This is a genomic window from Burkholderia sp. BE12 (assembly GCF_002959955.1).
Lineage (GTDB): Bacteria > Pseudomonadota > Gammaproteobacteria > Burkholderiales > Burkholderiaceae > Burkholderia.
On the sequence record NZ_PREY01000016.1, the window covers coordinates 1 to 24,869 of the forward strand.

Consider the following 24,869-nt stretch of genomic DNA (forward strand, 5'->3'; position numbering starts at 1 on the left):
ACCAATCCGGCTGGCTGCATGGTCGGCTCCCGTGCTTGCTCAACGAGCCGTCCAGCATGCCAGCAGTCAAAAACACGACATCTGTAAATAGCCAGAACACGACATTAGGATATGGCTGCTACAACCAAATCCGGTGATAATTCACGTTATGTCAAATATATTTAAGTGAACCAACTGAATCCTGCCCTGTTCTTGGTTATCAACGTGTTTTCGATCCGGAGAGCCTGACTCCGGCGCCACGGCGTGCTGACAGTCAAGGGTGGCTACATTGTCCTTGCTCGCAACGCGTTATCGCATCCCATTGTTTTTTTGCTCGGGATCCCGCGTGGGTCGTGGATTTCTCTATTCGCGTCATTTCCTCTGCGAGATATTTAAAATGACTTCGGTTTATTGTTACATTTCTCCGGAATGTTTTGTTAATAACCATTGGAAATGTCAAGGAGGCAGCGTCGCCAATATGCGCCCCCCAAAACAACTCACTTCTGCAACGAACGGTGCAGATCGTCGCGGGTAAGGTATAATCTCCGCTGCTATTGCTGCGATAATCTCCTTCAATGTCGGTGAGTGTAACGTGCTGATTTTTGATGTTTAGTAAATTGGCAAAGAATGCGTCTTGCTCGGCGTGCCCTCTCGAGCCACTTTCATAGGTTCGAGGTTTTCCATTTCCTATTGTAATGGTGGCGCGTACGCGATTCAGGAAATCCCTCTCCAATCCTGTTGGATCGGTCCATCTAAAGGAATTTGGGGCGAATTGATATGGATTTAATCCTCCGACGATGCCGATAGGATCTTGGCTGATAAAAATCCCAATATCCGGATCATAGTACCTGTGTCGATTGTAGTGAAGTCCAGATTCTCGATCAAAAAATTGTCCTTGCAATCGAATTGATTGATCGATGTCATCCGCTTTGATTTCAAGGATTTTTCCAAGTGCTCCATAGCGAGCCTCCCAAACCAAGGTGCCGCGATGATCGTAAACTCTTACTGGAGCGCCGTTTGGATTGTTATCGAATAAATAAACTATACTTTTGCAAGGTGCTTGTGTTTCGAGTGTTTTTCCAGAGATATAGTTAACATCCGTGCTTGATGAACTGAGACCGCCTTGTTGCTGGCGACTACAGTACAAGGCGGCTAGGATCTGGAAGGTTTCGGGGTAGTAAATCCACTCATGTCCTTGGTAGATCTGCCGCTTAAAATTCGGACAATTATCTTGCGATTTCTCATCGATACTGGAAATTGAATCAGCGATCATCGTGGCTGCATCCCAGTAATAACGACACTCATAGGACGATGCGTTGACATTCTCTCCGATTGCTGTTGATTCATCTCGATCATTTTTTGCTTTCACGATCTTGCGTACGCGCCGCTGAAATGCATCGTATTCATATATTGTGTGATAGCCATCCATCGGTGACGACGTCGACCATAGCGAATCGACTTCTACTAGTTGCCCTGATGCATCCCAGTGCAATATCAGATTTTGGTTGACTCCCTGTTTTTGAATCAAATCTCCAGCGCGGTTGTATGTGTATAAAAATCCATCATATTCACCTTCTCGAGCCCAGATATAAGTTTTCGATTTTTGATCGAATGCGCCGGTTTTCGGCTCGTGGCGAACTCTCGTCTTCAAGAGATCGCCCGCTGGATCGTATAGAAAACGCCGTAGTTGACCTACCGGTTCGAGGTGCTCGGTTAGCCGACCCACCGGATCGTAATGATACAGATCGAGACCCAAACGAGAGTCGCGTTTCTCAAGTAATTCACCGTTGGCGTCATGTACGTATTCGTTAACGGACAATACGCCGGTACCGGAAATCAAGGTCTGTTTTGCCAGCAATCCTTCCGACGTGTAAGACAATTCCCGGCACAGTTCAGCCCCCAATTGTTCAGTGCGAATTCTCCCGAGCGTATCCCGTTCGAACATAATCGGTTCCGCGTCGTCGATTTGAATGGAACTGACTAGATCCAGCATGTCGTACTTGTAACGAACCGTATGCGTGACAATTCTACCGCCTGTATTTAGGCAGGTCCGCCGTTCGATACGATTTCCTGCTGAGTCATACTCACTGGCGATCGTGAAATCGCTACCCTGCTTTTCTTGAACTACGCGACCTGCGGCGTCATATTTCAGTTCGACTCGAGTATTAGAATTCTCTGCAACATTCAACCTGCCAATGCAGTCATACGAGAACGTCTCCGTACGGAATCCGCCGGGCTGCCGCGGATCGGCCAAACGTCTTTGCACTACACGGCCAAGCGCATCCGTTTCGTATTCGATTGTTTGCCCTATCGGGTCAACGCTCCGCAGCAACTCTCCCGTCGCCCTATATTTGTAGTGCCGCGATTGCCCCCAATAGTCGACTTCCTCGACGATCTGCCCCAAGGCGTCACGCTTCAACTGATACAATTCACCACGCTCATTAACGACACCAATCAGTTGATCCTCAGTATCGTACCTATATTCGACTACGCTACCGTCTGGTGCCAATCGTTTCGTGATTTGACCAAGAGATGAGCGCTCGAATTGCGTGATCAGACCGCTAGGATCGCGGTAACGCACTAGGTTACCATCAGCATCGTAACTGCAAGAAATTTCCCGATCTCCAGGTTCTATCGCCCTAGTCAGATCGCCGTTGCGATCGTATTCGTAACGACTCACTTGATTCAATGCGTTGATCGTATGAATGATGTGAGCACGCGCGTCATAGGTGTACCGGGCGCGGTGTCCAAGCGCATTGACAACCTCCGTAAGATTTCCGTCGCGGTCATAGGCAAAGCGCGTTACGGCGCCGCAAGGGCCGGTATGTGAGACCAGTTGTCCGAGGCTATCGTAGTCATACTGTGAGCGTGCTCGTGTTGGCGATATCTGTTCGATGAGATTGCCGCGGTCATCCCATGTAAATTGCCACTGTCTTGTTCCCGTATCTGTCACATGCAATGGCTTGTGGTTATCATTGTAATTCACGCGTATGCTGCTGTAGTCTGGTAATGTCTGGTCAAGTAGATTGCCATATAAGTCGTAAGTCCATATGGTGGTCTGTCCCGCAGGATCAGTTTCCGCATTAGCGCGTCCTTGCGTATCGCTGCGGTAACTCCATATACCACCGAGCGAATCGATGCGAGCTATCGGTATACCACGCTCGTTGGCTTGAAGCGTTGTTGTGTGTCCCAGAGAATTGGTAATCCTCGTCTCATGATGTTTGACATCGTAAACAAAGTGATAATCGAAGATTCTATTTTCTCCCCAGGCGTGATCGACTCGCCAAATTCCGTCGCTGTGTTGCAGGTGGCTGTAATAAAAAGATATCCCGCGGGCACTCGTGTGTCGAACCATCCGGTGGCTATCCGTATAAGCGAAAAGATGCGGTTGCCCCATCGCGTTGCGTGTGGCAAGCAGATTCCCATTCCGGTCATGCTCATATGTGACAAGCGGATGTGCATGGCCGTCAGCATCGATCAAAGTCAACGCAGTGAGTAACCTTGATTGCTCTTCCACCTGACTATTCGCGCATGCGTCGCACTCGATCCTGCGTCCGCTTGTCACTTCTCCTTTCCACTCGACTAGGCGCACAAGGTTGCCCTCAGATCCGCGCTCGAATTCCCAAGAATTACCATTGAGGTCCCTCACGCGTTTGACAGGCAACATCATCGATGTATTTCCTCTCAGCGTTTCTATTGCATGTTGCGAGTGTGTGGATAATACAAACTCGTGTTCAATTCCTGCACGCGTGCGTAAGACAAGGCATTCGCCTCGTCGGTATAAAAAATAGCCGTACTGCCAGTCATATATGTGCATCGGCGATCCGTCTGTATTGGGTATTGCGTCGAAAGCCGTTGAGTGATCGGGGAAGTGCGCGGAAATGCCAACTCCGTTCAGGTGGTGAATAAGTTCAAGTCGGATATCGGCGGGCGTCTGCCATCCCACTCCAATTGCTCCGCGGTGGATATTCCGACTTGCATAGTAGCGATCCCATACGAGGGGGAGTCGTCCTGCGATCGTAAAGTCCTGCTCCTGTACAATCACTTCTCCGGTAATCGAGTCGACGGGCTCTGCATCTAACACTTTGCATTTGAGAAACCCCGGCTTCAAATGCAGCTTGTCCGCCAACGCCTTTGCCCACTTCGATCCCCGAAACGCCTTGAACAACCCCTTCGCCGCCGCCGCCATGTTCATGATCGGCGGCCCGCCCACCAACACCGGCCGCCCTGCCGGAATTGGCAGCATCACCGAACTCGGCATCGACGGATAAGTCCGATCTGTATGCGCGCTATTGTGCGGAGGCGGCTCCATCCCAATCGACCAGCAACTCAACGCCTCCAACGCCATATACGACATCGGATCGTTATTGGCGAGCACCGTCTTGCTGCCCATGAACGACTCCCCGTCGTTCGACGGCTCGAAGTCCGCCGGCGGTGGAGCAAACGATTCGCCAAGCGGAAAATGCAACCCCGGAACGTGGTACGCATGCGTCCCGGCCGTGGCGCGCATCATCCCGTTCACGAAAATCGGCCTGCCGCTGCTGCCCCCTGATCCGACGTTCGAGCCAAGATCATTACTTATGCGATTCTTGATCTTGTTGGCCTCTTTCGCGAACTTCATCCCCTCCGCAACAGTGGGGTCATCCTTGAAATCAGGCAGCTTGCCGCCACCCATCAGTTCATTGACCTGCTGGTTTGCTTCGTCGGCCAGGTGTTCCAGCTTCTTCACATCCTCCGGATGATCTTCGATGTATTCGGTCACCTTCTCCTGCGCGACCATCATCGCAATGCAGCCGACCACGGCCTTCGCGGCTTGAACGTATTCACGCAGATCGAGCATGAACCCGACGTGAGGATGCGGCAGGAACACCGGTGGTGTACCGGGCGTGACCAGTACCGAGTGAACGTCGACGCCGACAACAGGATCGAGATGCTTGACGGCTGGTAGTGCCACGATTTCCGCCCTCGCTCGCGCTCAACGCCCACTACGCAATGCAGCGACCTTCTCGCTGAGCGCGTTACGCCGCCGGTCCTGCACACCCAATTGCGACACCATCCACTCGACAACCATCGGCAGATTACTGTTCGCCCGTATCGACTCGTCGATCATCAACCCTGCATCGAGCGCATTGAACCCCGCCTCCAGCGCATGCTCTCGCTCCCCTGCCCGTTCCCAGCACACGGCGCTCATGCGCCAGGCCTCGACTGTCATCAGCCCGTCCTTCGCAGCCGTGGTCGATGCCGCCGCACGCTCATAGCAATACGCCGAATGCGCATAATCCTTGTGCGTCAAATGCACGCTCGCCTCGCCGAACAACCCGTTCGCAACGAGCTTGTGCCCCGCCGGATGCCCCGCCTCGACCGCGCGCATACCGCTGCTGGCGGCGCTCCGGTAAGCCGCGATCGCCTTCTCCCGATCACGCCATTTCAGATACGCGGCCCCCGCGATCAGATGCACGACCACGCATTGATCGAACCACTGTTCGCGCTCCGCGACCTTCAGTGCCGCCGCGCGCAGTTCCTCCAGCCGAGCAGGATTGTTGCCTTCGATCATCTCGGTCAGCATCACGAAATGCCGTCGAAACTCCCCGCTCGGCCCGCGCTCGCCCGACTCCGCCAGCAATTCGCGCGGCACGCTCGCCATCGAATACTTGCCGTGCACGACGCGCACCGCAGCCCGATGCCGTTGCATCAGCGTTGCGAACGGCGCGATATCAGTACGCGGCACGACAAAGCGCACGCGCTCGGCGAGCTGCGGCGCGACCGCAATGATCGACAGCAAGCCATCCATCCACTGCACCCATGCCGCGTCATCCCGCACTTTTGCTGGTTCGAGCACGAACACCATCGCAGGGAAAACGTCCGGATGATGTTGCATCAGGCTGTCGGCAACCGCGAACAGATACAGCAAGGGATTCTTGCCATCGTCGTACGGCGCTTGCCAATCCGCCCGCACACCCTGCGCTTCGGACCCGTCACGCCGACTCTCGTAGAACGCAACAAGCTCGTCCGACAGCGCTTTCGCATAGCTCGATTCATTGACGAACGATGCCCGCATCGTCCGCACCGCACACGACGTCTCATCCTGCACCTGGAAATACAGCCGCACGAGCTCCGCATCCGTCTCGTCGGTCTGCCAGATCATCAATCGTGCGTCGCGTTCCTGCGCGAAACTCATCCAGTCCGTATGCGCATCCATGAACCTGCGCTCCACCGGATTGGTCGGCTGCCAGTTCTGCATTCGTGCGGACCTCCGTCACGGGTTCAGTTTCAGGACGGCGCCTTCGACCGTGTGCTCGGCGGTCGCCGACGACGTCACCGTCTTGCCGTTCACGCTGTGGGTGTTCGTGCCGGTCGATGCGACGTTGACGCCCTGGATCGTGATCGTGCCGTCGCTCTTCATCACGATGCTGGACATCCCGCAGACGAGAGAAAGCTGATCGCCGGCATTGACGAGCACCTGATGCTGTACGCTCGTCGTGTGGTTCGCGCCGACGTTGACGGTGTGTTCGCCGCCGACCGTGTGCGTATGCGCGTTCGCGATCGTCGACGTACGCGTGCCGATCTCTTCGGTATGCGCCGACGCAACCAGCGTCTTCATGTCTTGCGACGTCGTCTGATACATCTGTCCGACGTTCAGCGTCTTGCCTTCACCGATCGTTTCGGTCTTGGCTTTCGCAACCGTCTCGGTGTGTATTCCACCAATGGTCGCGTCGCGATTCGCGGCGACCGTCACGGTTTCGTTCTTCCCGACCGTTCGCGTTCGATTCCCTCCTACCCCATGCGTCTCATCCGCCCCAATCTGCGCGACCCGATTCTTCCCGATATTCACCGTCTCGTTCTGCCCCACACTCCGTTGCCGGTTGTTCTTCACCTGCATCGTTTCATCGTTCCCGACCGTATGCGTATGGTTGTTCCCGACAGAAAGCGAATGATCGGCCTCCGTCTCCGCATCGAAATTCCGTTCCGCATGCATCCACAGCTGTTCCGCGCCCTTCTTGTCTTCGAACCGGAACGCATTCGCATGCTCGGTCGTCCCACCCGGCGATGACCGCGACAGCAACCCGCTCTGCGTCGCGCTCCCCGGCAGCCCCCACGGCGGCATCTTCTCGCCGTTATAAACACGGCCCGTCACGATCGGCTCATCTGGATCTCCGTTCAGAAAATCGACCACGACCTCGTCGCCCACCCGCGGAATCTGCACGCCCCCGAACCCACCGCCGGCCCAAGGACTCGACACCCGCACCCAGCACGACGAATCCTGATTGCTCTGCCCGTACCTGTCCCAACGAAACTGCAGCTTCACGCGCCCGTACTGATCGGTCCAGATTTCCTCACCCGGCGGCCCGACGACGGTCGCCGTCTGCGGCCCGTTGGTCCGCGGCCGCGGCGTGTCGCGCGGCGACCGATACGGCAAACTCGACGGCTGCACGAGCATCATCGTCTGATGTACGACGGCCTCCGCGCCCTGATCGCTCGCATAAGCGTTCTCCTGAAACCGGTACTGACACCGCACGACCAGGTACTCGCGGTTCTGGTCGGCGCGCGGGCAATGCTCCAGCGTGAACAGATACCCGGGCGCCACGCCACGCACATCGGTATCGGCATTCGCCCGCTCATGTTCGGCCTGCTGTTCCTCGAGCCTCACGCGGCTGTAATGCGCACCCGGCGCATCGTCGCGATAGCCGCCCGGCCATTCGAACGACGCGAAGCTATCGTGATCGTGACCGCGCGGATCGACCTTCTGCGACGAAAGATCGGCACGCGGCTTCGTATAGTCGTAGTCGGTGGTCTGATGCTTGCCGACGCTCACCTCCTGCGCGGGCAGCCAGCCGTCGATATGTTCCTCGTCGGCGATCGCGGTGCGGTCGCGCGGGATATACGGAATCGTCTCGTAGCCGGGCAGCGCGACATGCGACGACATCGCATCGCACAGCACGAGCGTGTGATTGTCTGTCGCGTGCCGAAAATAAAAATAGATCCCCTCGAATTCCATCAGCCGCGATACGAACGCGGCATCGGTTTCGTTGTACTGCACGCAGTACTGACGCGGCACATACGATTCGGTTAACTTGTTCTCGATCGGAAATCCATACGTCGACAGCACTTCCTGCACGATCTCCGGCACGGTCTTGTTCTGGAAGATCCGGCAGTCGGAGCGGCGCGTTGCGAGCCACAGCCATGGGCGTACGATCAACTCATAGCCGTAATGCCGCTCGGCGCGCCGGCCGGCGAGCGACGCGCGCGCGACGATGCCGTTCAGGTAGCGCGTCGACAGGTCCTGCTGTTCGATCCGGACCGTCACGGGTTTGCCGAGCATGTTCTTCAACGACAGGCTATGGCTGTCGGCCAGCGCCTCGATCCGGAATTCGAACAGCCGGCCGAGTTCCTCGCTGCCGTCGAGCGTATGGAATTTCAGATCGTCGCCGTGCGGGCTGTCGAGTGTGAAGACGCGATTCACGCCGTGGCCTCCTCGTCGAACCGGTAAGCGAATTCGCCATCGGTCGCGCTCACCTCGATCGATGCCAGCGTGCGTCCTTCGAGCGTGGCCTCGAGGATCGCGCGGCTGATGCGCGGCATCACGGTATGCGTGAGGATCGCATCGACCATGCGGCCGCCGGATTCGATCGTCCGGCAGCGCTCGACGATCAACGCGGTTGCCGCATCGGTGCAGCGCAACCGGATCCCGTGATGCGCGTCGATCCGCTTCTCGATCCGCCGCAGTTGCAGCGCGACGATCCGCGCGAGCGTCGCGTCGGTGAGCGGGTAATACGGCACGATGGTCAGCCGGCCGAGCAGCGCGGCCGGAAACACGTCGAGCAGCGGCGGGCGCAACGCATCGGCGAGCGTCTGCACGCCCGGCAGATGCTCGGGATCGCGGCAAAGCTGCATCACGCGATCCGCGCCGACGTTCGACGTCAGCAGGATCACGGTATGCCGGAAATCGATGTCGCGCCCCTCGCCGTCCTCCATCCAGCCCTTGTCGAACACCTGGAAGAAAATCTCGTGCACGTCCCGATGTGCCTTCTCGATCTCGTCGAGCAGCACGACGCTGTACGGCCGGCGGCGCACGGCTTCGGTCAGCACACCGCCCTGCCCGTAGCCGACATAGCCGGGCGGCGCACCTTTCAGCGTCGACACGGTATGCGCTTCCTGGAACTCGCTCATGTTGATCGTGATCGCGTTGTGCTCGCCGCCGTAGAGCGTGTCGGCGAGCGCGAGCGCGGTCTCGGTCTTGCCGACGCCGGACGGCCCGCACAGCAGGAACACGCCGTGCGGCTTGGTCGGATCGTCGAGCTTCGCGCGGGCGGTCTGGATCCGCTCGGCGATCAGTTCGACCGCATGCCGCTGGCCGATGACGCGTTCGCCGAGCGTATCGGCGAGCTTCAGCACGGCCTGGGTTTCGTCGCGCACCATCCGGCCGAGCGGAATGCCGGTCCAGTCGGCGACGACGGCCGCCACCGCGTGCGTATCGACGGCGGGCAACACCAGCGGCGCATCGCCCTGCAGGTCGGCCAGCGCCTGTTGCGCGGCAGCGAGACTGGCCTGCGCGGCGGCGCGCGCGTCCGCATCGAGCTCATGCGACGGATCGTCGTCGAGCAATGAAGCGCGCGCGCCGACGATCACCGTCAACGCGTCGCGTTCGGTTTGCCAGCGCGCATCGAGCCGGTCGAGTTCAGTCTGCGCGGTCGCAATGTCGGTATCGATCGCGCCGCGCCGGTCGGCATCGCCGGTGCCCAGCGCACACTCGCGTCCGATTCGCTCCTGTTCGACGCGCAGGCTGTCGATGCGGCGGCGCGCGTCCTCGATCGGCGCGGGCACCGCGTGCTGGCTGACGGCGACGCGCGCGCAGGCCGTATCGAGCAGGCTGATCGCCTTGTCCGGCAACTGGCGTGCCGGGATGTACCGGTGCGACAGCGTGACGGCGGCCTGCAGCGCGTCGTCGAGCACGAGCACGCGGTGATGAGCCTCGAGCTTCGCGGCGAGGCCGCGCAGCATGGTCAGCGCGGCGGCTTCTTCCGGCTCGTGCACGTGGACGAGCTGAAAGCGCCGCGTCAGCGCCGGATCCTTCTCGATGTACTGCTTGTACTCGGACCACGTGGTCGCGCCGATCGTGCGCAGCAGGCCGCGCGCGAGCGCGGGCTTCAGCAGGTTCGCGGCGTCGCCGGTGCCGGCCGCCCCGCCGGCGCCGACCAGCGTATGCACTTCGTCGATGAACAGGATCGCCGGCCGCTCGGACGACATCGCTTCGTCGATCACGCCGCGCAGCCGGCTCTCGAACTCGCCTTTCACGCTCGCACCGGCCTGCAGCAGCCCGATGTCGAGCAGGTACAGCGCGACGTCGCGCAGCGAAGGCGGCACGTCGCCGGCGGCGATCCGCAGCGCGAAGCCTTCCGCGACGGCGGTCTTGCCGACGCCGGCCTCGCCGACCAGCAGCGGATTGTTCTGCCTGCGCCGCAGCAGGATGTCGACGATCTGGCGGATCTCGGCGTCGCGCCCGACGACGGGGTCGATCTCGCCGGCCCGCGCGCGGGCGGTCAAGTCGACGGCGAACCGCGCGAGCGCCGAACCGTCGGCGGCGGGCGTACCTCGCACGGCTGCGTCGCCGCCGGTGCCTGCCTGCGAACCCTGTGCCGCCGATTGCGTCTCGGGCGAGCCGTCGACGATCGATTCGAGTTCGTCGGCGAGCACGTCGGGCACGATGCGCTCGAATTCGCGCGTGATCGCCAACAGCACGTTGCGCAACTGCGGCGTCTTCAGGATCGCGAGCAGCAGCACGGCGCCGCGAATGCGTGTCGCGTCGTATTTCAGCGTCGCATAGACCCATGCGCGTTCGACCGCGTCGTCGATGTGCACGGACAGGTCGGACACCGATCCGGCGCCGCGCGGCAGCCGGTCGAGTGCCGCGACGAGCCCGCGCTCGATGGCCGCCGCATCGATGTCGAAGCGGCGCAGCACGCGCTGCAGGTCGCCGTCGGGCCGCTGCAGGATCTGCTTGAACCAGTGCGCGAGCTCGACGTACGGATTGCCGCGCAGCCGGCAGAATCCGGTCGCCTGCTCGAGCGTCTCGTAGAGGAACGGATTCAGTTTTCCGAACAGGTTGACGCGGCCGATATCGGACATGACGACTCCCGTTTAGGCGGTTTCGCGATGAAGGGGCGTGCCGCCGCGCCGCACGTCGTAGCGGACGACGAGGTCGCGCGCGGGCCCCGGTTCGAGCCGCTGCCCGAGCCAGGCGGTGCGGCCGATGCCCTGCGGCGCACCGAGCGCGATCGCCGGCACCGCATCGGCCGCCAGTTCCAGCTGCACGTCCCAGTCGAATTCGATGCCGACGTACTCGCGCACCCACTGCGCGAGCTGGCGCGCGTGCGGTCCGCCCGGCAGGAAGCGGCGGTACGCGTCGAGCGACAGCGGGCCGAGCACGATCCGGAAGCGCGACTGCGCGTCGCGCACCGCCACGCCGAGCGCGATGGCGCCGACGCGCAAGGTCGGCCGCGTCGCGCGGATCGTGCAGCGCTGCGAGCGCTCGATCGCGACCCATTGCGGCACGTGCTCGACGATGCGCGCATCGACGCCGAAATACCGGCGCACAATCTGCACGAGTCCTTCCGGGTTGCGCGTGTGCCGCACGAGATGGCCCGCGTGGCAATAAAGCGCATGCGGCGCGAGCGTGTCGGCGGGCGTGCGTTCCGCATCGGCCTGCGCGGCCGGCCTGTCGCCATGCGCCGCCCGCCCGACCAGGCTCGCGACATAGCCGTCGAACCGTGCGCGCTCGGGGCGATCGAGGCTCACCGTCGGCTGCGCGTCGGCCCATGCGCGGTAGAACAGCAGGATCAGCCGGTGATGGAACAGGTCGGCGAACGCGGCGAACGTCGGGTCGCCGTGCTGGGCAGCGCGCTCGTGCGCGTATTCGGTCAGGTGCGTCGGCAGCGGCCCGTTCGGGCCGAACAGCCCGAAACCGTGGATCGCGATGCGCGGCCGCGCGGCGCCGTCGTCGTCATGGATGCCGGCCAGCATCGACGCCGCGAATGCGAGCGACGGCTGCTGCCCGAGCCGCACGGGCTCGTCGCGCGGTCGCGTGCCATGGCCGAGCGGCGCGCGGCCGGGCGACAGCGCATCGAGCCAGCGCAGCGCCTGGAACAGGTCGTAGCCGTGCGGCGCGGCACGCAACCGCGCCCACCACGCGTCGTGGCGCGCGGTTTCGGCGGCGGGCCGAGTGCCGGGTGACGTGTCGCGTTTCATATCGCGGGCCGCCTGCCGATGCGCGCCGGCCAGCGCGCGAGCGTGCCGCGCTGCGCGCTGGTCAGCACGCATTCGGCGAATGCGTTGATCGACACGTGACGCGCGAAGAACTGTTCGAGCACCGCGCCGAGCAGGAACGGGCTGTCGCCGGAGAACGCGTGATCGTCGACGGTCACGTCGACCTGCACGCCACGCCCGAACATCAGTGGCCCGAGCGCCGGCAGGCGGCGGAACACGGGCGAGAACGCGACGCGCTGCAGGCCGTCGATCTGCCGGCGCATCGCCGCGTCGGCCGGGTCGGCATGCAGGCCGAGCAGTTCGCGCAGCGCATGCGCGCCCTCGTCGTCGTCGAGATCGGTCAGCGTGTGCCGCGCGAGCCCGAGGTGGCGGATCAGCCGCCACGCGGTTTGCGCGTCGGCGATCGGCGGGCGCGGCCGCGATGGGCCGCGGATCGCGACGATGCGCTCGACCGGAGCCGATACGCGCAGCGTGAACGTATTCGCGTCGCCGGGCGGCTGCAGCAGCACGAGGTCGCGATTCGTGCACAGCGTATCGGCGGACAGGTAGCGCATCGTCTCGTCGTACGGCGCGCACTGGCTGTCGACGAGCGACACGTAGGTCTCGCTGCCGACGTAGCCGGTGCGCGTGCCGTTCGCGCGCGCCTGCGCGGACACCAGCCGCGGCTCGCGCCGCACCGTGTAGTACGCGCCGTAGTTGCCGTCGTCGCCGGCGAACGATGCGTGAAACGGCCGGAATTCGCGCGACTGGCCGTCGTCGCGCTGCTCGCTCGCGAGCCGCTGCACCGCATAGACCTCGAAGTCGAGCGGCCGGCTGCGGTCGACGACGACATGATGCTCGCGTGCACCCGGCTGCAGCGGAATGCGGTCGGCGCGGCGCGCGAACAGGTTCACGGCCGGCGTGCAGTTCAGCGCGAGGTGGCGCGCGTCGACGGCCGCTTCGAGTGCCGCATCGTGGCGGTCGAACAGCACGGTCAGCTCGCACTCGTCGCCGGTCGAGCGTGCCAGCGCCGCGCGCAGCCCGCCGATGCTGAAGAACAGGAAGCGCGCCGGAAACGCGAAATACTCGCGCAGCAGCCGATAGCCGTGGAAGCTGCGGCCGTCGTCGGGCAGGATCGCCTGGGCCGGATCGAAACCCTCGTGGACGATCGCGTCGGCGTCGAGCGTGTGCAGCCAGCGCGGCGGCTGCCCCGGGTCGTGACACACGACGCCGAGCGTATGCGCGGCGAGCAGTTCGAGCAGATGCAGCGCGTCGCGTTCGGGGCCGGCGAGATGGAACGTCAGCCGGTCGAGCGGCAATTGCGAGAGTTTGGCGCCGCCGCGCGCCTTCAGCCGGATGCGCAGCGCGCCGCGCACGTCCTGCCGCGCCGCGACGGCGCCGCGCGGCAGCCACGACGGTGCGCCGGTAACGGCCGCATCGGTCAGTTCGAGCGGCCACAGCGTCAGGTCGTGCGCGGTACGGAACTCGCACGCGGTCTGCTCGGATGCGGCCGGCCGTGCGCGCAACGCGGTGCCGGCCGGCAGCCGCCAGCCTTGCGCCACGCTGCCTTCGTTCATCATCGGCGCGAACCGCACGATCGCCATCGACGGCAGCGGCGCGACATAGCCGGGATAGACGGCATCGAGCAGCGCCTGCGTGAAGCGCGGAAATTCGGCGTCCATCTTCAGCTGCACGCGCGCGGTGAGGAAGCTGAAGCCCTCGAGCAACCGTTCGACGTACGGGTCGGGCGGCCCCGATTCGTTGAGCCGCAGCCGCGCGGCGACCTTCGGGAACTGCTGCGCGAATTCGCCGCCGAGTTCGCGCAGGTACGCGAGTTCGCGGTTGTAGTAGTCGAGCAGGCGCGTATCCATCGCGTCAGGCCCCCGTCACGGCTTGAAGCGACATCGCGCCCGTCTCGAGATCGAGGTCGGAGCGCAGCACGAATTCGAGCGGATGCGGGATCGACCACAGCGTGCCGCGGATCTCGAACAGCAGCACGTTGTGGCGCCGTTCGCCGGCCCGGCCGCCGGGCGCGTCGATCACGCTGCGCACTTCGACGCTGGCGGGCACGATGCGCGGCTCGAAGCGGACGATCGCATCGCGGATCGACGCCTCGACCGACATCCGCTCGACGCCCGACATCGGCTTGCCGACCAGCGGCCGCATGCCGTAGTTGAGCACCGACGCCTGCGCGTGCGCGAACGCCGACCAGTCGACGAAGCCGTCCTCGGCGTTGCGCGTGTTGAGCAGCCACGCGAGATCGCGCAGCACGGCCGCGCGCAGGCGGTCGGTGCCGATCCACTGCGCGCCGTGCGCTTCCGTCGCGCGCTGCGGCGCGTCGTCGGTGAGCCGGTCGAGCAGCGCGGGCTGCAGCCGGTCGCGCAGGTTGCCCTCCCGGCCGTCGCGGGTTTGCGGGTCGTCCATGGTCGTCTCCGCGCCGTCACATCTCGCTGTTTTCCTTGATGTTCCAGCCGACCGTCACCTCGGCGCCCTTGCCGCCGTTGTCGTTCTGCTGCCAGTACTGCTTCTTCACCTTCGCGGCCTGAAAGCCGTAATGCATCATCAGCCGGTCGGCCGCGTCGCCCGGATCGACGCCCGCGACCTGCGCGGCCGTGACGAGCACTTCCTGCAGCGTCACGCGCATGAACTCGACCTGCGTGCCGCCCGTCTTGCACGCCGAGATCTCGACCGACGACAGGTGCTTGCCGTTCGCGCAGTTCTTGATGATCGCGGGCGCGCCCTTGTCCATGTACGCGGCGACGACGAGGTCGTTGAAGCTCGCCTTGCCCGCGTTGCCGCCGCTGCCGCTCGCCATCGCGCCCGGCTGGCTTGCGCCCCACGTGAACGACTGGATATCGGTCCAGCCCTTGTGCTGCGCGTCGGCCGATTCGCCGGTCACGCCGTCCACCTTCATAAACATTGCCACGCCCATTGCCGTCTCCGTTTCGGTGCGATGTCAGGTTGAATGCCGGTTGCCGCTCACTCGTTCGCCGCCTTCGCGGTCGGCAGCCGCGAGATGAGCCGCAGCGACACGGTGAGCCCTTCGAGCTGGTAGTGCGGTCTCAGGAAGAATTTCGACGTGTAGTAGCCGGGGTTGTCCTCCACCTCCTCGACGACCACCTGCGCGGCCGCGAGCGGCTTGCGCGCCTTGGTTTCCTGCGACGAGTTCACGGGGTCGCCGTCGACGTAGTTCATGATCCAGTCGTTCAGCCAGCGCTCCATGTCGTCGCGTTCGCGGAACGAGCCGATCTTGTCGCGCACGATGCACTTCAGGTAGTGCGCGAAGCGGCAGCATGCGAACAGGTACGGCAGGCGGCCGGACAACCGCGCGTTCGCGGTCGCGTCGGGGTCGTGATACTCGGCCGGCTGGTACAGCGACTGCGCGCCGATGAATGCCGCGAAATCCGAGTTCTTCCGGTGCACGAACGGCATGAAGCCGTTCTTCGCGAGCTCGGCCTCGCGGCGGTCGCTGATCGCGATCTCGGTCGGGCATTTCTGGTCGACGCCGCCGTCGTCGGTCGGGAACGTGTGGCTCGGCAGCCCTTCGACCGCCCCGCCCGATTCGACGCCGCGGATCGACGAACACCAGCCGTACTGCTTGAACGAACGGTTGATGTTCGCGGCCATCGCATAGGCCGAATTCGCCCACGTATAGCGGTCGTGGTTCGCGGCGTCGGTGTCTTCCTCGAAGTCGAATTCGTCGACCGGGTTGGTGCGCGCGCCGTACGGCAGCCGGGCCAGAAAGCGCGGCATCGCGAGGCCGACGTAGCGCGAATCCTCCGACTGCCGCAGGCTGCGCCACGCCGCGTATTCGGTGTTCTGGAAGATCTTCGTCAGGTCGCGCGGGTTCGACAGCTCCTGCCACGAATCCATCTGCATCAGCTCCGGCGACGCGCCGGCGATGAACGGCGCGTGCGCGGCCGCCGCGATCTTCGACAGTTCGCCGAGCATCTCGACGTCGGGCGGGCTGTGGTTGAAGTGAAAATCGCCGACGAGGCAGCCGAACGGCTCGCCGCCGAACTGCCCGTATTCCTCCTCGTAGATCTTGCGGAACAGCGGACTCTGGTCCCACGCGACGCCCTTGTAGCGCTTCAGCATCCGCGCGACCTCGTTGCGCGACGCCGGCAGCGCCTTGATCTTCAGCAACTCGTCGGTCTCGGTGTGCGTGACCAGGTAATGCAGGCCGCGCCACGCGCCTTCGAGCGTCTGGAATTCGTCGTGATGCAGGATCTGGTTGATCTGTTCGGACAACTTCCGGTCGATCTCCGCGATGATCTGCTTGACGCTGCCATACGCGTCGGTCGTCATCCCGACCGTATGCTCGAGCGCCTGCTGCGCGAGTGTGCGCACTGCCCGCTCGACCGACTCGCGCGCCTCGGCGGTCTTCGGCTTGAATTCCTTCTGCAGCAGCGCGGCGAACGCGTCGTGCGCGATCTCGGGCTGCGCGGCGGCGCGCGCATCGGCGCGGGATTGGGCGGGGTCATTCATCGCGGGCCTCCGGTTGGGTCACGTTGCCGCCCTGTGCGGGCTCGCGCGGTTCGCGCACGAGCGTCTTCAGCAGGTCGGGATCGTTGATCGCGCGCTCGATCAGCTGTTCGGCGCCGTGTTTGCCGTCCATGTACGACAGCAGGTTCGACAGCTCGGTGCGCGCCTCCAGCAGCCGACGCAGCGCGTCGACATTGCGCGCGATCGCGGCCGGCGAGAAATCGTCGATCTGCTCGAACGTCATGTCGACGTTGAGCATCCCTTCGCCGGTCAGCGTATTCGGCACCTGGAACGCGACGCGCGGCGCGACCGACTTCATCCGCTCGTCGAAGTTGTCGACGTCGATCTCGAGAAACTTGCGCTCGGGCAGGTCCGGCAGCGGCTCGGCCCGCTTGCCCGCCAGGTCCGAGATCACGCCCATCACGAACGGCAACTGCACCTTGCGCTCGGCGCCGTAGGTCTCGACGTCGTACTCGATCTGCACGCGCGGCGCCCGATTGCGCGCGATGAACTTCTGTCCGCTGCCAGCCGCCTTGGTTCTGTCCGTCATCGTCCACTCCTTCACATCGATCAGATTGCGCTGTACGTCGTCGCCGCCCGCGTGGCGGCCCCTTTCGTTCGCTTCGTTCGCTTCATTCGCTCCGCTCGCCGCTCAACAGGTCCAGCTTCGGCAGGCTCTCCGGAGCGAGATCTCGGATGATTTCGTAGAAGTCGAGCGCGAGCAGCCGCTGCGCGCGCCGCAGCAGCAGCGGCGCCGGATGGCTCGGCTCGTGCAGCTCGAAATAGCGGCACATCTTGTCGAGGCCGATTCGCACGTCGTCGCGGCTCGTGACCTCGGCGTCGCGCCATGCATGGACGTTCGGCATGGCCGCCGGCGCGGCGGGTGCGGCGCCGGCCTGCGACGCGTCGCCGGACGACGCCTGTTGCGCGGGCACCGTGCCGCCCGGTGCGCCCGGTTGCGGCTCGGGCAGCGGCACGTCGCGCACGATCCGCTGCAACGCCTTCTCCGCATCGCCGGCATCGGGCGCCCATTCGCGGCCGAGCCGGTCCGTCACGCACGCACGGATCGCGTCCAGCGCGTGCAACGCGGCGCGCGCTGCGTCGAGCGGCGTCGTGCCGTCGTCTCGCATGGCCGACAGCGCGGCGATCAGGCTTTCGCGGCTGCCCGTCACGGGGTCGCCGGTTTCGCCGCGGCCATCGAGCAGCCGTTCGGCATCGCGCACGCTCGGGCCACCGTCGAACAGCGGCTGGCGCCGCGCCGCGCGTGCGCAGTCGTGCGCGCCGGCCACGTCGGCGAGCGCGTTCATCCGCGGCGTGGGGTCCGGTTCGCCGTCCGCGTCGAGCCGCGGATGCAGGTCGTCCCACCGGCGATCGAGCAAGTTCGCGACGACCACGAGCGCGTCCGCATAGCCGGGAACGCCGTGCTGCTCGGTCCAGCTGCGCGCGAGCGTCGCGACGACGCGCAAGTCCTTCGTGCGCGTGGACAGCGCCAGCGCGAGCCGCTCGACCGCGCGCCAGTCGGGCGCCTCGGCCGGGATCACGGTGTCGCCGTACTGCTGCTCGGCGCGCGGCGTCGCGCGCTCCTGCAACTGCAGGAACTCGGCGTCGTATTCGAGGTTCGGGCCGCACGGCGCATCGGGCGCGAGATCCGCGAGCAGCAGGCCGATCAAGTCGGCACGCGGCGTCGCCGCCGGCACGCCGGGCGGCGACGCGGAAAGCGCGGCGGCGGCCAGCGCCGCCTGGCTGACGTCATTCGAATGCATAGTCGATATTGATCGGTTTGCTGCCGAAGTCGACCGCCAGGGTGCGACGCAACGGCGGCAGCGAGCCGTTGCGGATCTCGATCTGATAGACGCCCGGCGTCAACGACACCGAGCGCAGCGGCGGGCTCGCGCCGCGCCGCGCGCCGTTCACGTAGACGTCGCCCCATGGCCGCACGTTGAAACGCACCTGGACGGTTTCCTGCGTTTTTGGAGGACGTTGCTCGGCAGCCGGCACGTTGACGGCGGCGACGGCGGTCTCGGCCTCCGTCGGCGGCTTCGGTGCAGGGGCCGGCGTCATCGGTGGCGCGGCAGCGTCCGACGGCGGCACGTTGACGACGCGTTCCGACGCGTCGAGGCTGCCGGCGGGCGCGATGGTGGCGCTGGAACCGGCTTGCGACGGGGCCGGGTTCGTGACGGCGGTCGCGACCTGCGGTGCGGCGGCGGCCTCGACGGCAGGCGCGCTGGCCGGCGCGGCGGCCACGGGCGGCGGCGGAACCTGCGCCGACGATCCGGCCGGCAGGCTCGACGGCGGCACGACGGTCGGCGTCGGTCCGTGCTGGGCCAGCATGGCGTCCGGCGTGCTGGCGGGTGATGACGTGCCGGCCTGTGGCTGGCTCGCGGCGGGCGCGGCGTCGTCGGCGACGCGAGCGGGACGCGACAGATAGGTCGCGGCGAGGCCGACGGCGATCAGTGCGACGAGCGCGGCACCGGCGTAGACGGGGATGCGGCGGTTACGTGATGCGGCGGGTGCCGGGCCGCGTTGGGGGCCGGTCGGCGCGGATGCCCCGCCTGACGACGATGCCGATGCCGATGTCGATGCGGACGATGCGCCGGCCTCCGGCTTGCTGTCGGTCGCCTGCGGCGACGCAGCCGGCGAATCCGACGGTGTAGACACCTCGCCGGCACGCGCGGGCGGCGGCGGCCGCACGTCATGCGCCGTGTGACCCGAAGCCGTCGCGCCCGCGCCGATCGCCGCCGCAGCAGCCGACGCGGTACCGGACGCAGCAGAAGCCGCGCCCTTCTCTTCCCCGCCCCTGTCCGCATCGACGGCCGGCGGCACGACCGCCGCGCCATACCCTGCGCCCGCCCGGTCGAAGTCCCGCAACCCGAGCTCCGCCGCGAACGCCGCGACCGACTCCGGCCGATCCGGAATCCGCAACTGCAGCGCATGATCGACCGCCGCGAGGAATGCCGGGCTGTACACCTCGCCGGCCGGCAATTCGCGCGATACGAGCGGCCGGTACGTGTCCTTGATGCTGCGCACAACGGCCGCGGGCGGCAATTCCCCGGTGATCATCGCGTGCATCACCGCACCGAGCGCATAGAGATCCGTCCATGGCCCCTGGCTGAACGCGGGATCGTCGGTGTACTGCTCGATCGGCGCGTAGCCGGGCTTGATCATCATCGCGCCGTCGTCGACGAGATCGCCGATCCGTTTGCGCGCCGCGCCGAAATCGAGCAGGATCGCGCTGCCGTTCGGGCGGATCAGCACGTTGTCGAGCGCGACGTCGCGATGGAAGCATTGCGCGCGATGCAGCGTGTCGAGCGCGCCCAGCAGCGCGGCGACGATGTTGCGCAACTGCGTCTCGCTGATCCGCATGCCGCCGTCGAGCAGTTGCTTGAGCGTGCGCCCTTCGTAGAACGGCATCACCATGTACGCGGTGCCGTGGCTTTCCCAGAAATGCAGGACCTTGACGAGCCCCGGATGATCGAATTGCGCGAGCAGGCGCGCCTCGTTGAGGAACGCGCCGCGTCCCGCGTCGAACGCCTGCGCGAACCGCTCGGACCGCAGCGACACGGTGTAGTCGCCGCCGCGCGTCGCGAGCATCGACGGCATGTACTCCTTGATCGCGACCGCGCGCCGCAACGTGCGGTCGAACGCGCGATAGACGATCCCGAAACCGCCGATTCCCAGCACCTCGTCGAGCTGCAGTTCGCCCAGGCGATGGCCGAGCGGCAGCGGCCGCACCGCGAATTCGGATGCGTCGCCGCGGGTCGCCGTGTCGTACTCGTTGTCTCTCGATCCAGGGTCCTTCATGTCCACCTCTCGAAACCGCATCCCGTCTGTCCGCCGCGCCCGCCGACCGTCAGCCGGTGGCTAGCCGCCGCCGAACAGCGTCAGGAACAGCGCGTTGTCGGGCGTGCCCGTATGGGCATGCGTGCGCAGCGGCGATCCGTCGGCGCGGTTGGTCCACCAGAAGCTGGTGCCGCCGTGTGGATCGAAATAACCGGACAGCCCCGGCCACGCGGCGAGCGCCGGCCGTTCCGGCAACGTCGCAGGCGCCGCATCGATGATTTCCGCGCGCCTGCCGCTGCCGGGCGCGAGCCGCACGCGTTCGAGCGTCCGCTCGAGATCGCCCGGCGCGCGCGCGTGGCGGATCGCGTCGAGCAGCGCATGGCCGACCTGCCAGTAGAACGCATCGGCGGCGTCCGGCAGCCCGTTCCAGTAATCGGCCGCGCGCATCGGCAGCGTGACGATCACCGGGTAGTAGCGTCCCACGCGGTCGCAGCTCGGCGCGAGGCAGCCCGGCTGCACGCACGACGCGCCGGCGCCCGCCGGGATCAGGAAATTCCAGACCGGCGCGACCGTGTAGTAGCGCTCGATCTCGTCCGCGCCGCGCTGGCGCATCGCGGCCATCCCTTGCTGGAGCCAGCGTTCCCACCAGAGCGCGAGCGCATGCGGCAGCCGGCTGTTCACGAAGTCGCCGGCGCCGGGAATTTTCCCGTACCAGGCCGGCGCGTCGCCGTCGGCGCGCGCGAGCGGCGATGTCGGGCTCATGGCTTCGGAGGGCATGTAAAGGACTCCATCTGGGGCAGCCGGAACGGGTTGCGGACACTGCCCGCATTCACCTGCAGCACGATCGGTTTGCCGTCGACCGTGAAGCGCGCAATCATCTGGTCGGAGCCGCGTCCGGCCGACACGGCCGCGCGGTCGAACAGCCGGTGCAGCGCCCACGGCCCGTCGGTCGAGAAACCGTCGGTCGCGCCGGCCTGCGCCGACACCTGCAGCCGCACCTGATTGCTGCCGCGCGGGCCCGGCCAGTCCACCGCGCTCTGCACGAGCGGGCCATGCGCGTAGCGGACGATCTGCCCGTCGACGTCCAGCACCATCTCGGTGATAGACGGGTCCATTTCGAGCGGCTGGATCTGCACCTTCAGCTGCGCGGTGCGCGCCCCGCCGCTGAAATAGGCGTCGCGGATCACCGCGGCCTTCTCGAACGACGCGAGCATCGCGGCCGCCGACGGATCGGCGTCCGCATTGCGATTCGCGAAACGCCACGGGTGCGACGTCGTATCGACGATCGACTGCAGGTTCTTCTGGAAGAAATCGTCCATCAGCCCGCCCGGCGCGAACATCTGCGCGAAGTCCGCCGGCGCGACGTCGCGCGACGAGCCGCGCGCGAACGGATAGCGGCCCGCGATCGCCTGCCGGCAGAAGTCGCCGACGTTCGCGCCGGCCCGCAGCGCGACGCTGCGCTGCTCGACGGTCGCGACGCTGCCGTTCGCGACGTTCGACAGGTCGTCGAGCACTTCGCGGAACGGCGTGGGCAGGCGGCCGGCCTGCGCGCGCAGCCGCGCGGGCGCGTCGGACGGCGGCGGCTGCGCGCCGCTGCGCAGTGCGTCGTCGGTGGCCGTCAGGTAGGTATACAGCGCGTCGATCGACTTCAGCACCGCGTCGAACGCCTGGGCCTGGTCGCCGCTGCCCGGCGCGAACGCGCGCAACCCGGCAAAGTGGCTGTCGACCACCTGCTCGGGGCTCGCTGGCGCCGCCGCGGACGGGTTCGCTTCGCTGGCCTGGCCCGCGAAGATCTGCGACAGCGAACTGCGCGCCTCGTCGACCTTGTCCTGCGCACGCGATGCGAGATTGCGCGCCCCGCCGGGCGCATCGCCGAGCGCCGTGTCGCGCGCGAGCGCGACCATCAGCCGGGTGAGCGGCGAATCGGCCGACGACAGCGCGCGCGCGACCTGGATGCTCTGCGCGAGCGTCGCCGTGCGCTGCAGCTTGATGTCCGCGAGATAGTCGTCCCAGATCTTCAGGTAGTCGTTCAGGTAGAGCTGGCGGATGTCGCGCGCCCACGCGGCCGCGTCGTTCGGCCCGGGGATCTCGGACAGCCCGAGATTCAGCACCCACACTTCCTCGCGCCCGTACGCCTCGACCTCGCCGCCCAGGTGCGGCGCGAACACGTTGCGATAGCCGTTGCGCGTATAGAGGCCCGGCACGCCTTCCGCCAGCGGCTTGCCGCTCTGGCGGCGGAACACCAGCGACGCATCGGGGCCGACCGCACGCGCGACGCTGAAGTCGAACGCCGACGTCGCCGGCCGCAGTGTGCGCGTGAGCTGCCGGTACAGCCGCTGCGAGAACGGCACCTGCCGCAGCCGGTCGCGCACGTCGGCCACGAGCCGCTCGTTCATCGGATACGGCGACACCGCGACGCGGTTGCCGAACAGCGCGGCGAGATGCGCGCGCAACGCGGATCGTTCGGCCGGCGAGAAATCGGGCGGCAGCGAGCGTTCCATTTCCAGATCGACGACGGCCTGCACGAACGCCGGATCGTAGTGCGCGCTGTCGTACAGCATCAGGTACGCCTTCAGCGCCGCATACGCGTATTCGGTTTCGTCGGGCCGCGCGTCGCGCAGGGCGGCCTCCATCCGGCTCGCGGCGATCGGCAGCAGCACGTCGTCGAGCGCGCGCCGGTACACGGCGTCGACGGCCTCGTCGATCTTCTCGCCCTGGAACAGCCCCCACCGATACGCGAGCGGCGGATGCGACAGGTCGACGCCGCCCGCATTCGCGAGGCTGCCGAGCGCGTCGAGCACGGGCAGCAGCCGGGCGATGTCGGACGCGCCGGAGAACTTCGCGCCAGCGATCTGCGCATCGACGGCCGGCACGCGCGCGGCGATCTGGTCGAGATACGCGCGGTTGTTCGAATAACTGCGCAGCCACGCGACCAGCACGGCCACGCACACCAGCGCGAGCAGCACGTAGCCGGCGATCTGCAGTACGCGCCGCTTCTGATGCCAGCGCAGGTCGCTGCCGGCGAGCGCCGATTCGCGGAAGATGTGCTCCTGCAGCAGCGCCTTCAGGAAGAAGCTGCGCCCGGTCGAGCCGACCTGCGCGACCGGCGGCACGCCCTCGATCTTCAGGAAGCGCTTGATGCCGCTCATTACGCGATCGAACGCGGTGCCTTCCTGCGTGCCGCTCGTCAGGTAGATGCCGCGCAGCATCGGCATCGGCTCGAAGCTCGATACGGAAAACACTTCGGCGACGAACTGGCCGAGCATGTCCTGCAGGTCGGCGATCTGTTGCGGCAGCAGGTACGTCATCTCGCGCTGGCGCGCGTCGGTCTGCGCGGCGAGCAGTTCGGGCAGCCCGTCGTTCAGCCGCTGATGCAGCAGCCGGTATTCGCGGTCGAATGCCGCGCGCAGGTCGAATCCCGGCGCCTCGCTCTGCGCGAGCGGGAACGTGAAGCCCCACACCTGCGCGCATTCGGCGCGGCCGTAGGCGCCGAAATACTCGGCGAAGCCCGCGAGCAGATCGGCTTTCGTCACGAGCAGATACACGGGAAAACGGATGCCGAGCTGCGCGCGCAGTTCGAGCAGCCGCTTGCGCAGCACCATCGCGTGCTGCGTGCGTTCGGCTTCCGACGCGCCGAGCAGGTCGGCGACGCTGATCGTCAGCATCGCGCCGTTCAGCGGCTGGCGTGTGCGGTATTTCTTCAGCAGGTCGACGAAGCCCTTCCACTCGGCCTCGTCGAGCGCACGGTTGCCCTCGTGGGTCGTATAGCGGCCGGCCGTGTCGATCAGCACCGCGTCGTTCGTGAACCACCAGTCGCAATGGCGCGTGCCGCCCACGCCGCGAATCGCCGCGCGGCCGAACTGCTCGGCGAGCGGAAAGCTGAGCCCGGAATTCACGAGCGCGGTCGTCTTGCCCGACCCCGGCGCACCGATGAACACGTACCACGGCAACTGATACAGATACTGGCGCGACATCCGGTCGAACCAGCGCGGCAGGCCCTTGCGCACGGTGTCGGCCTGCCCGAAGCGAACTTTCTTCAGCAACGTCGCGGCTTCGTCGAAGCGGCTGCGCAACTCGTCGAGCTGCGCCTTCGCCGGATCGCCCGCGGTGGCCGGCCCCGGCGCGGCTTCGCGAAGCTGGTTCAGCAGTTGTGCGTTGAGGCGGCTGGCGCGCCAGCTTCGCCACGCGACCCGCGCGCCCCACGCGACGAACAGCACCGCGATCGTCAGCCCGCGCGCCCAGCCGCTTTCGAGCGGCCGGACCTCGGCGAACGCGAACAGCGGGCCCGCGAGCCACACGAAGCACGCGAGCACGACGAGACCGGCGAAGGTCCAGATCTCCCGAGACGGCAACGGCCGGACGAAACGCGCGACAGCCTGGTTCAT

14 protein-coding genes are annotated in these 24,869 nt (G+C 65.4%); all 14 read right to left on the minus strand.

The genetic code is table 11. The features are described from left to right. Positions 1–253: 253 nt before the first annotated feature. Positions 254–4,933, minus strand: a complete 4,680-nt coding sequence (locus C4B30_RS19055; RefSeq protein WP_230469033.1) for an RHS repeat-associated core domain-containing protein — start codon at positions 4,931–4,933, stop codon at positions 254–256. A 21-nt stretch (positions 4,934–4,954) separates the two neighbouring features. Beyond that, positions 4,955–6,220 carry a hypothetical protein gene (locus C4B30_RS19060; protein ID WP_027780693.1) on the minus strand — a complete coding sequence of 422 codons (1,266 nt, stop codon included), beginning with the start codon at positions 6,218–6,220 and terminating at the stop codon, positions 4,955–4,957. Positions 6,221–6,235: 15 nt separating this feature from the next. Then, on the minus strand, positions 6,236–8,440 hold the full coding sequence (tssI, locus tag C4B30_RS19065) for a type VI secretion system Vgr family protein (protein ID WP_027780692.1): 2,205 nt from the start codon (positions 8,438–8,440) through the stop codon (positions 6,236–6,238). Continuing rightward, positions 8,437–11,103, minus strand: coding sequence for a type VI secretion system ATPase TssH (gene tssH / locus C4B30_RS19070; RefSeq protein ID WP_027780691.1), 2,667 nt, complete (start codon positions 11,101–11,103; stop codon positions 8,437–8,439). Before tssH ends, tssI begins: the two co-directional genes overlap by 4 nt. A 12-nt stretch (positions 11,104–11,115) precedes the next feature. Further along, on the minus strand, positions 11,116–12,222 hold the full coding sequence (gene tssG / locus C4B30_RS19075) for a type VI secretion system baseplate subunit TssG (protein WP_034185380.1): 1,107 nt from the start codon (positions 12,220–12,222) through the stop codon (positions 11,116–11,118). Then, complete coding sequence (tssF, locus tag C4B30_RS19080; RefSeq protein ID WP_027783060.1) at positions 12,219–14,090, minus strand: type VI secretion system baseplate subunit TssF; 1,872 nt, start codon at positions 14,088–14,090, stop codon at positions 12,219–12,221. Before tssF ends, tssG begins: the two co-directional genes overlap by 4 nt. A 4-nt stretch (positions 14,091–14,094) precedes the next feature. Continuing rightward, positions 14,095–14,643: a type VI secretion system baseplate subunit TssE gene (gene tssE / locus C4B30_RS19085; RefSeq protein WP_034185290.1), complete on the minus strand. Its 549-nt coding sequence runs from the start codon at positions 14,641–14,643 to the stop codon at positions 14,095–14,097. Between the two features lie 16 nt (positions 14,644–14,659). Beyond that, positions 14,660–15,151, minus strand: coding sequence for an Hcp family type VI secretion system effector (locus C4B30_RS19090; RefSeq protein ID WP_027783058.1), 492 nt, complete (start codon positions 15,149–15,151; stop codon positions 14,660–14,662). Positions 15,152–15,198: 47 nt separating this feature from the next. Then, on the minus strand, positions 15,199–16,707 hold the full coding sequence (gene tssC, locus C4B30_RS19095) for a type VI secretion system contractile sheath large subunit (RefSeq protein ID WP_027783057.1): 1,509 nt from the start codon (positions 16,705–16,707) through the stop codon (positions 15,199–15,201). Further along, positions 16,700–17,254 carry a type VI secretion system contractile sheath small subunit gene (gene tssB / locus C4B30_RS19100; protein ID WP_034185379.1) on the minus strand — a complete coding sequence of 185 codons (555 nt, stop codon included), beginning with the start codon at positions 17,252–17,254 and terminating at the stop codon, positions 16,700–16,702. The genes tssC and tssB overlap by 8 nt, the downstream gene beginning before the upstream one ends. Before the next feature lie 82 nt (positions 17,255–17,336). Next, positions 17,337–18,467, minus strand: coding sequence for a type VI secretion system protein TssA (gene tssA, locus C4B30_RS19105; protein WP_080681258.1), 1,131 nt, complete (start codon positions 18,465–18,467; stop codon positions 17,337–17,339). Beyond that, a complete protein-coding gene (locus tag C4B30_RS19110) occupies positions 18,454–20,505 on the minus strand; it encodes a serine/threonine protein kinase (RefSeq protein WP_027783055.1) in 2,052 nt (683 codons plus the stop codon). The genes tssA and C4B30_RS19110 overlap by 14 nt, the downstream gene beginning before the upstream one ends. A 60-nt stretch (positions 20,506–20,565) precedes the next feature. Next, positions 20,566–21,261 carry a type VI secretion system-associated protein TagF gene (gene tagF, locus C4B30_RS19115; protein WP_051421349.1) on the minus strand — a complete coding sequence of 232 codons (696 nt, stop codon included), beginning with the start codon at positions 21,259–21,261 and terminating at the stop codon, positions 20,566–20,568. Then, positions 21,243–24,869: a type VI secretion system membrane subunit TssM gene (gene tssM, locus C4B30_RS19120; RefSeq protein ID WP_027783053.1), complete on the minus strand. Its 3,627-nt coding sequence runs from the start codon at positions 24,867–24,869 to the stop codon at positions 21,243–21,245. Before tssM ends, tagF begins: the two co-directional genes overlap by 19 nt.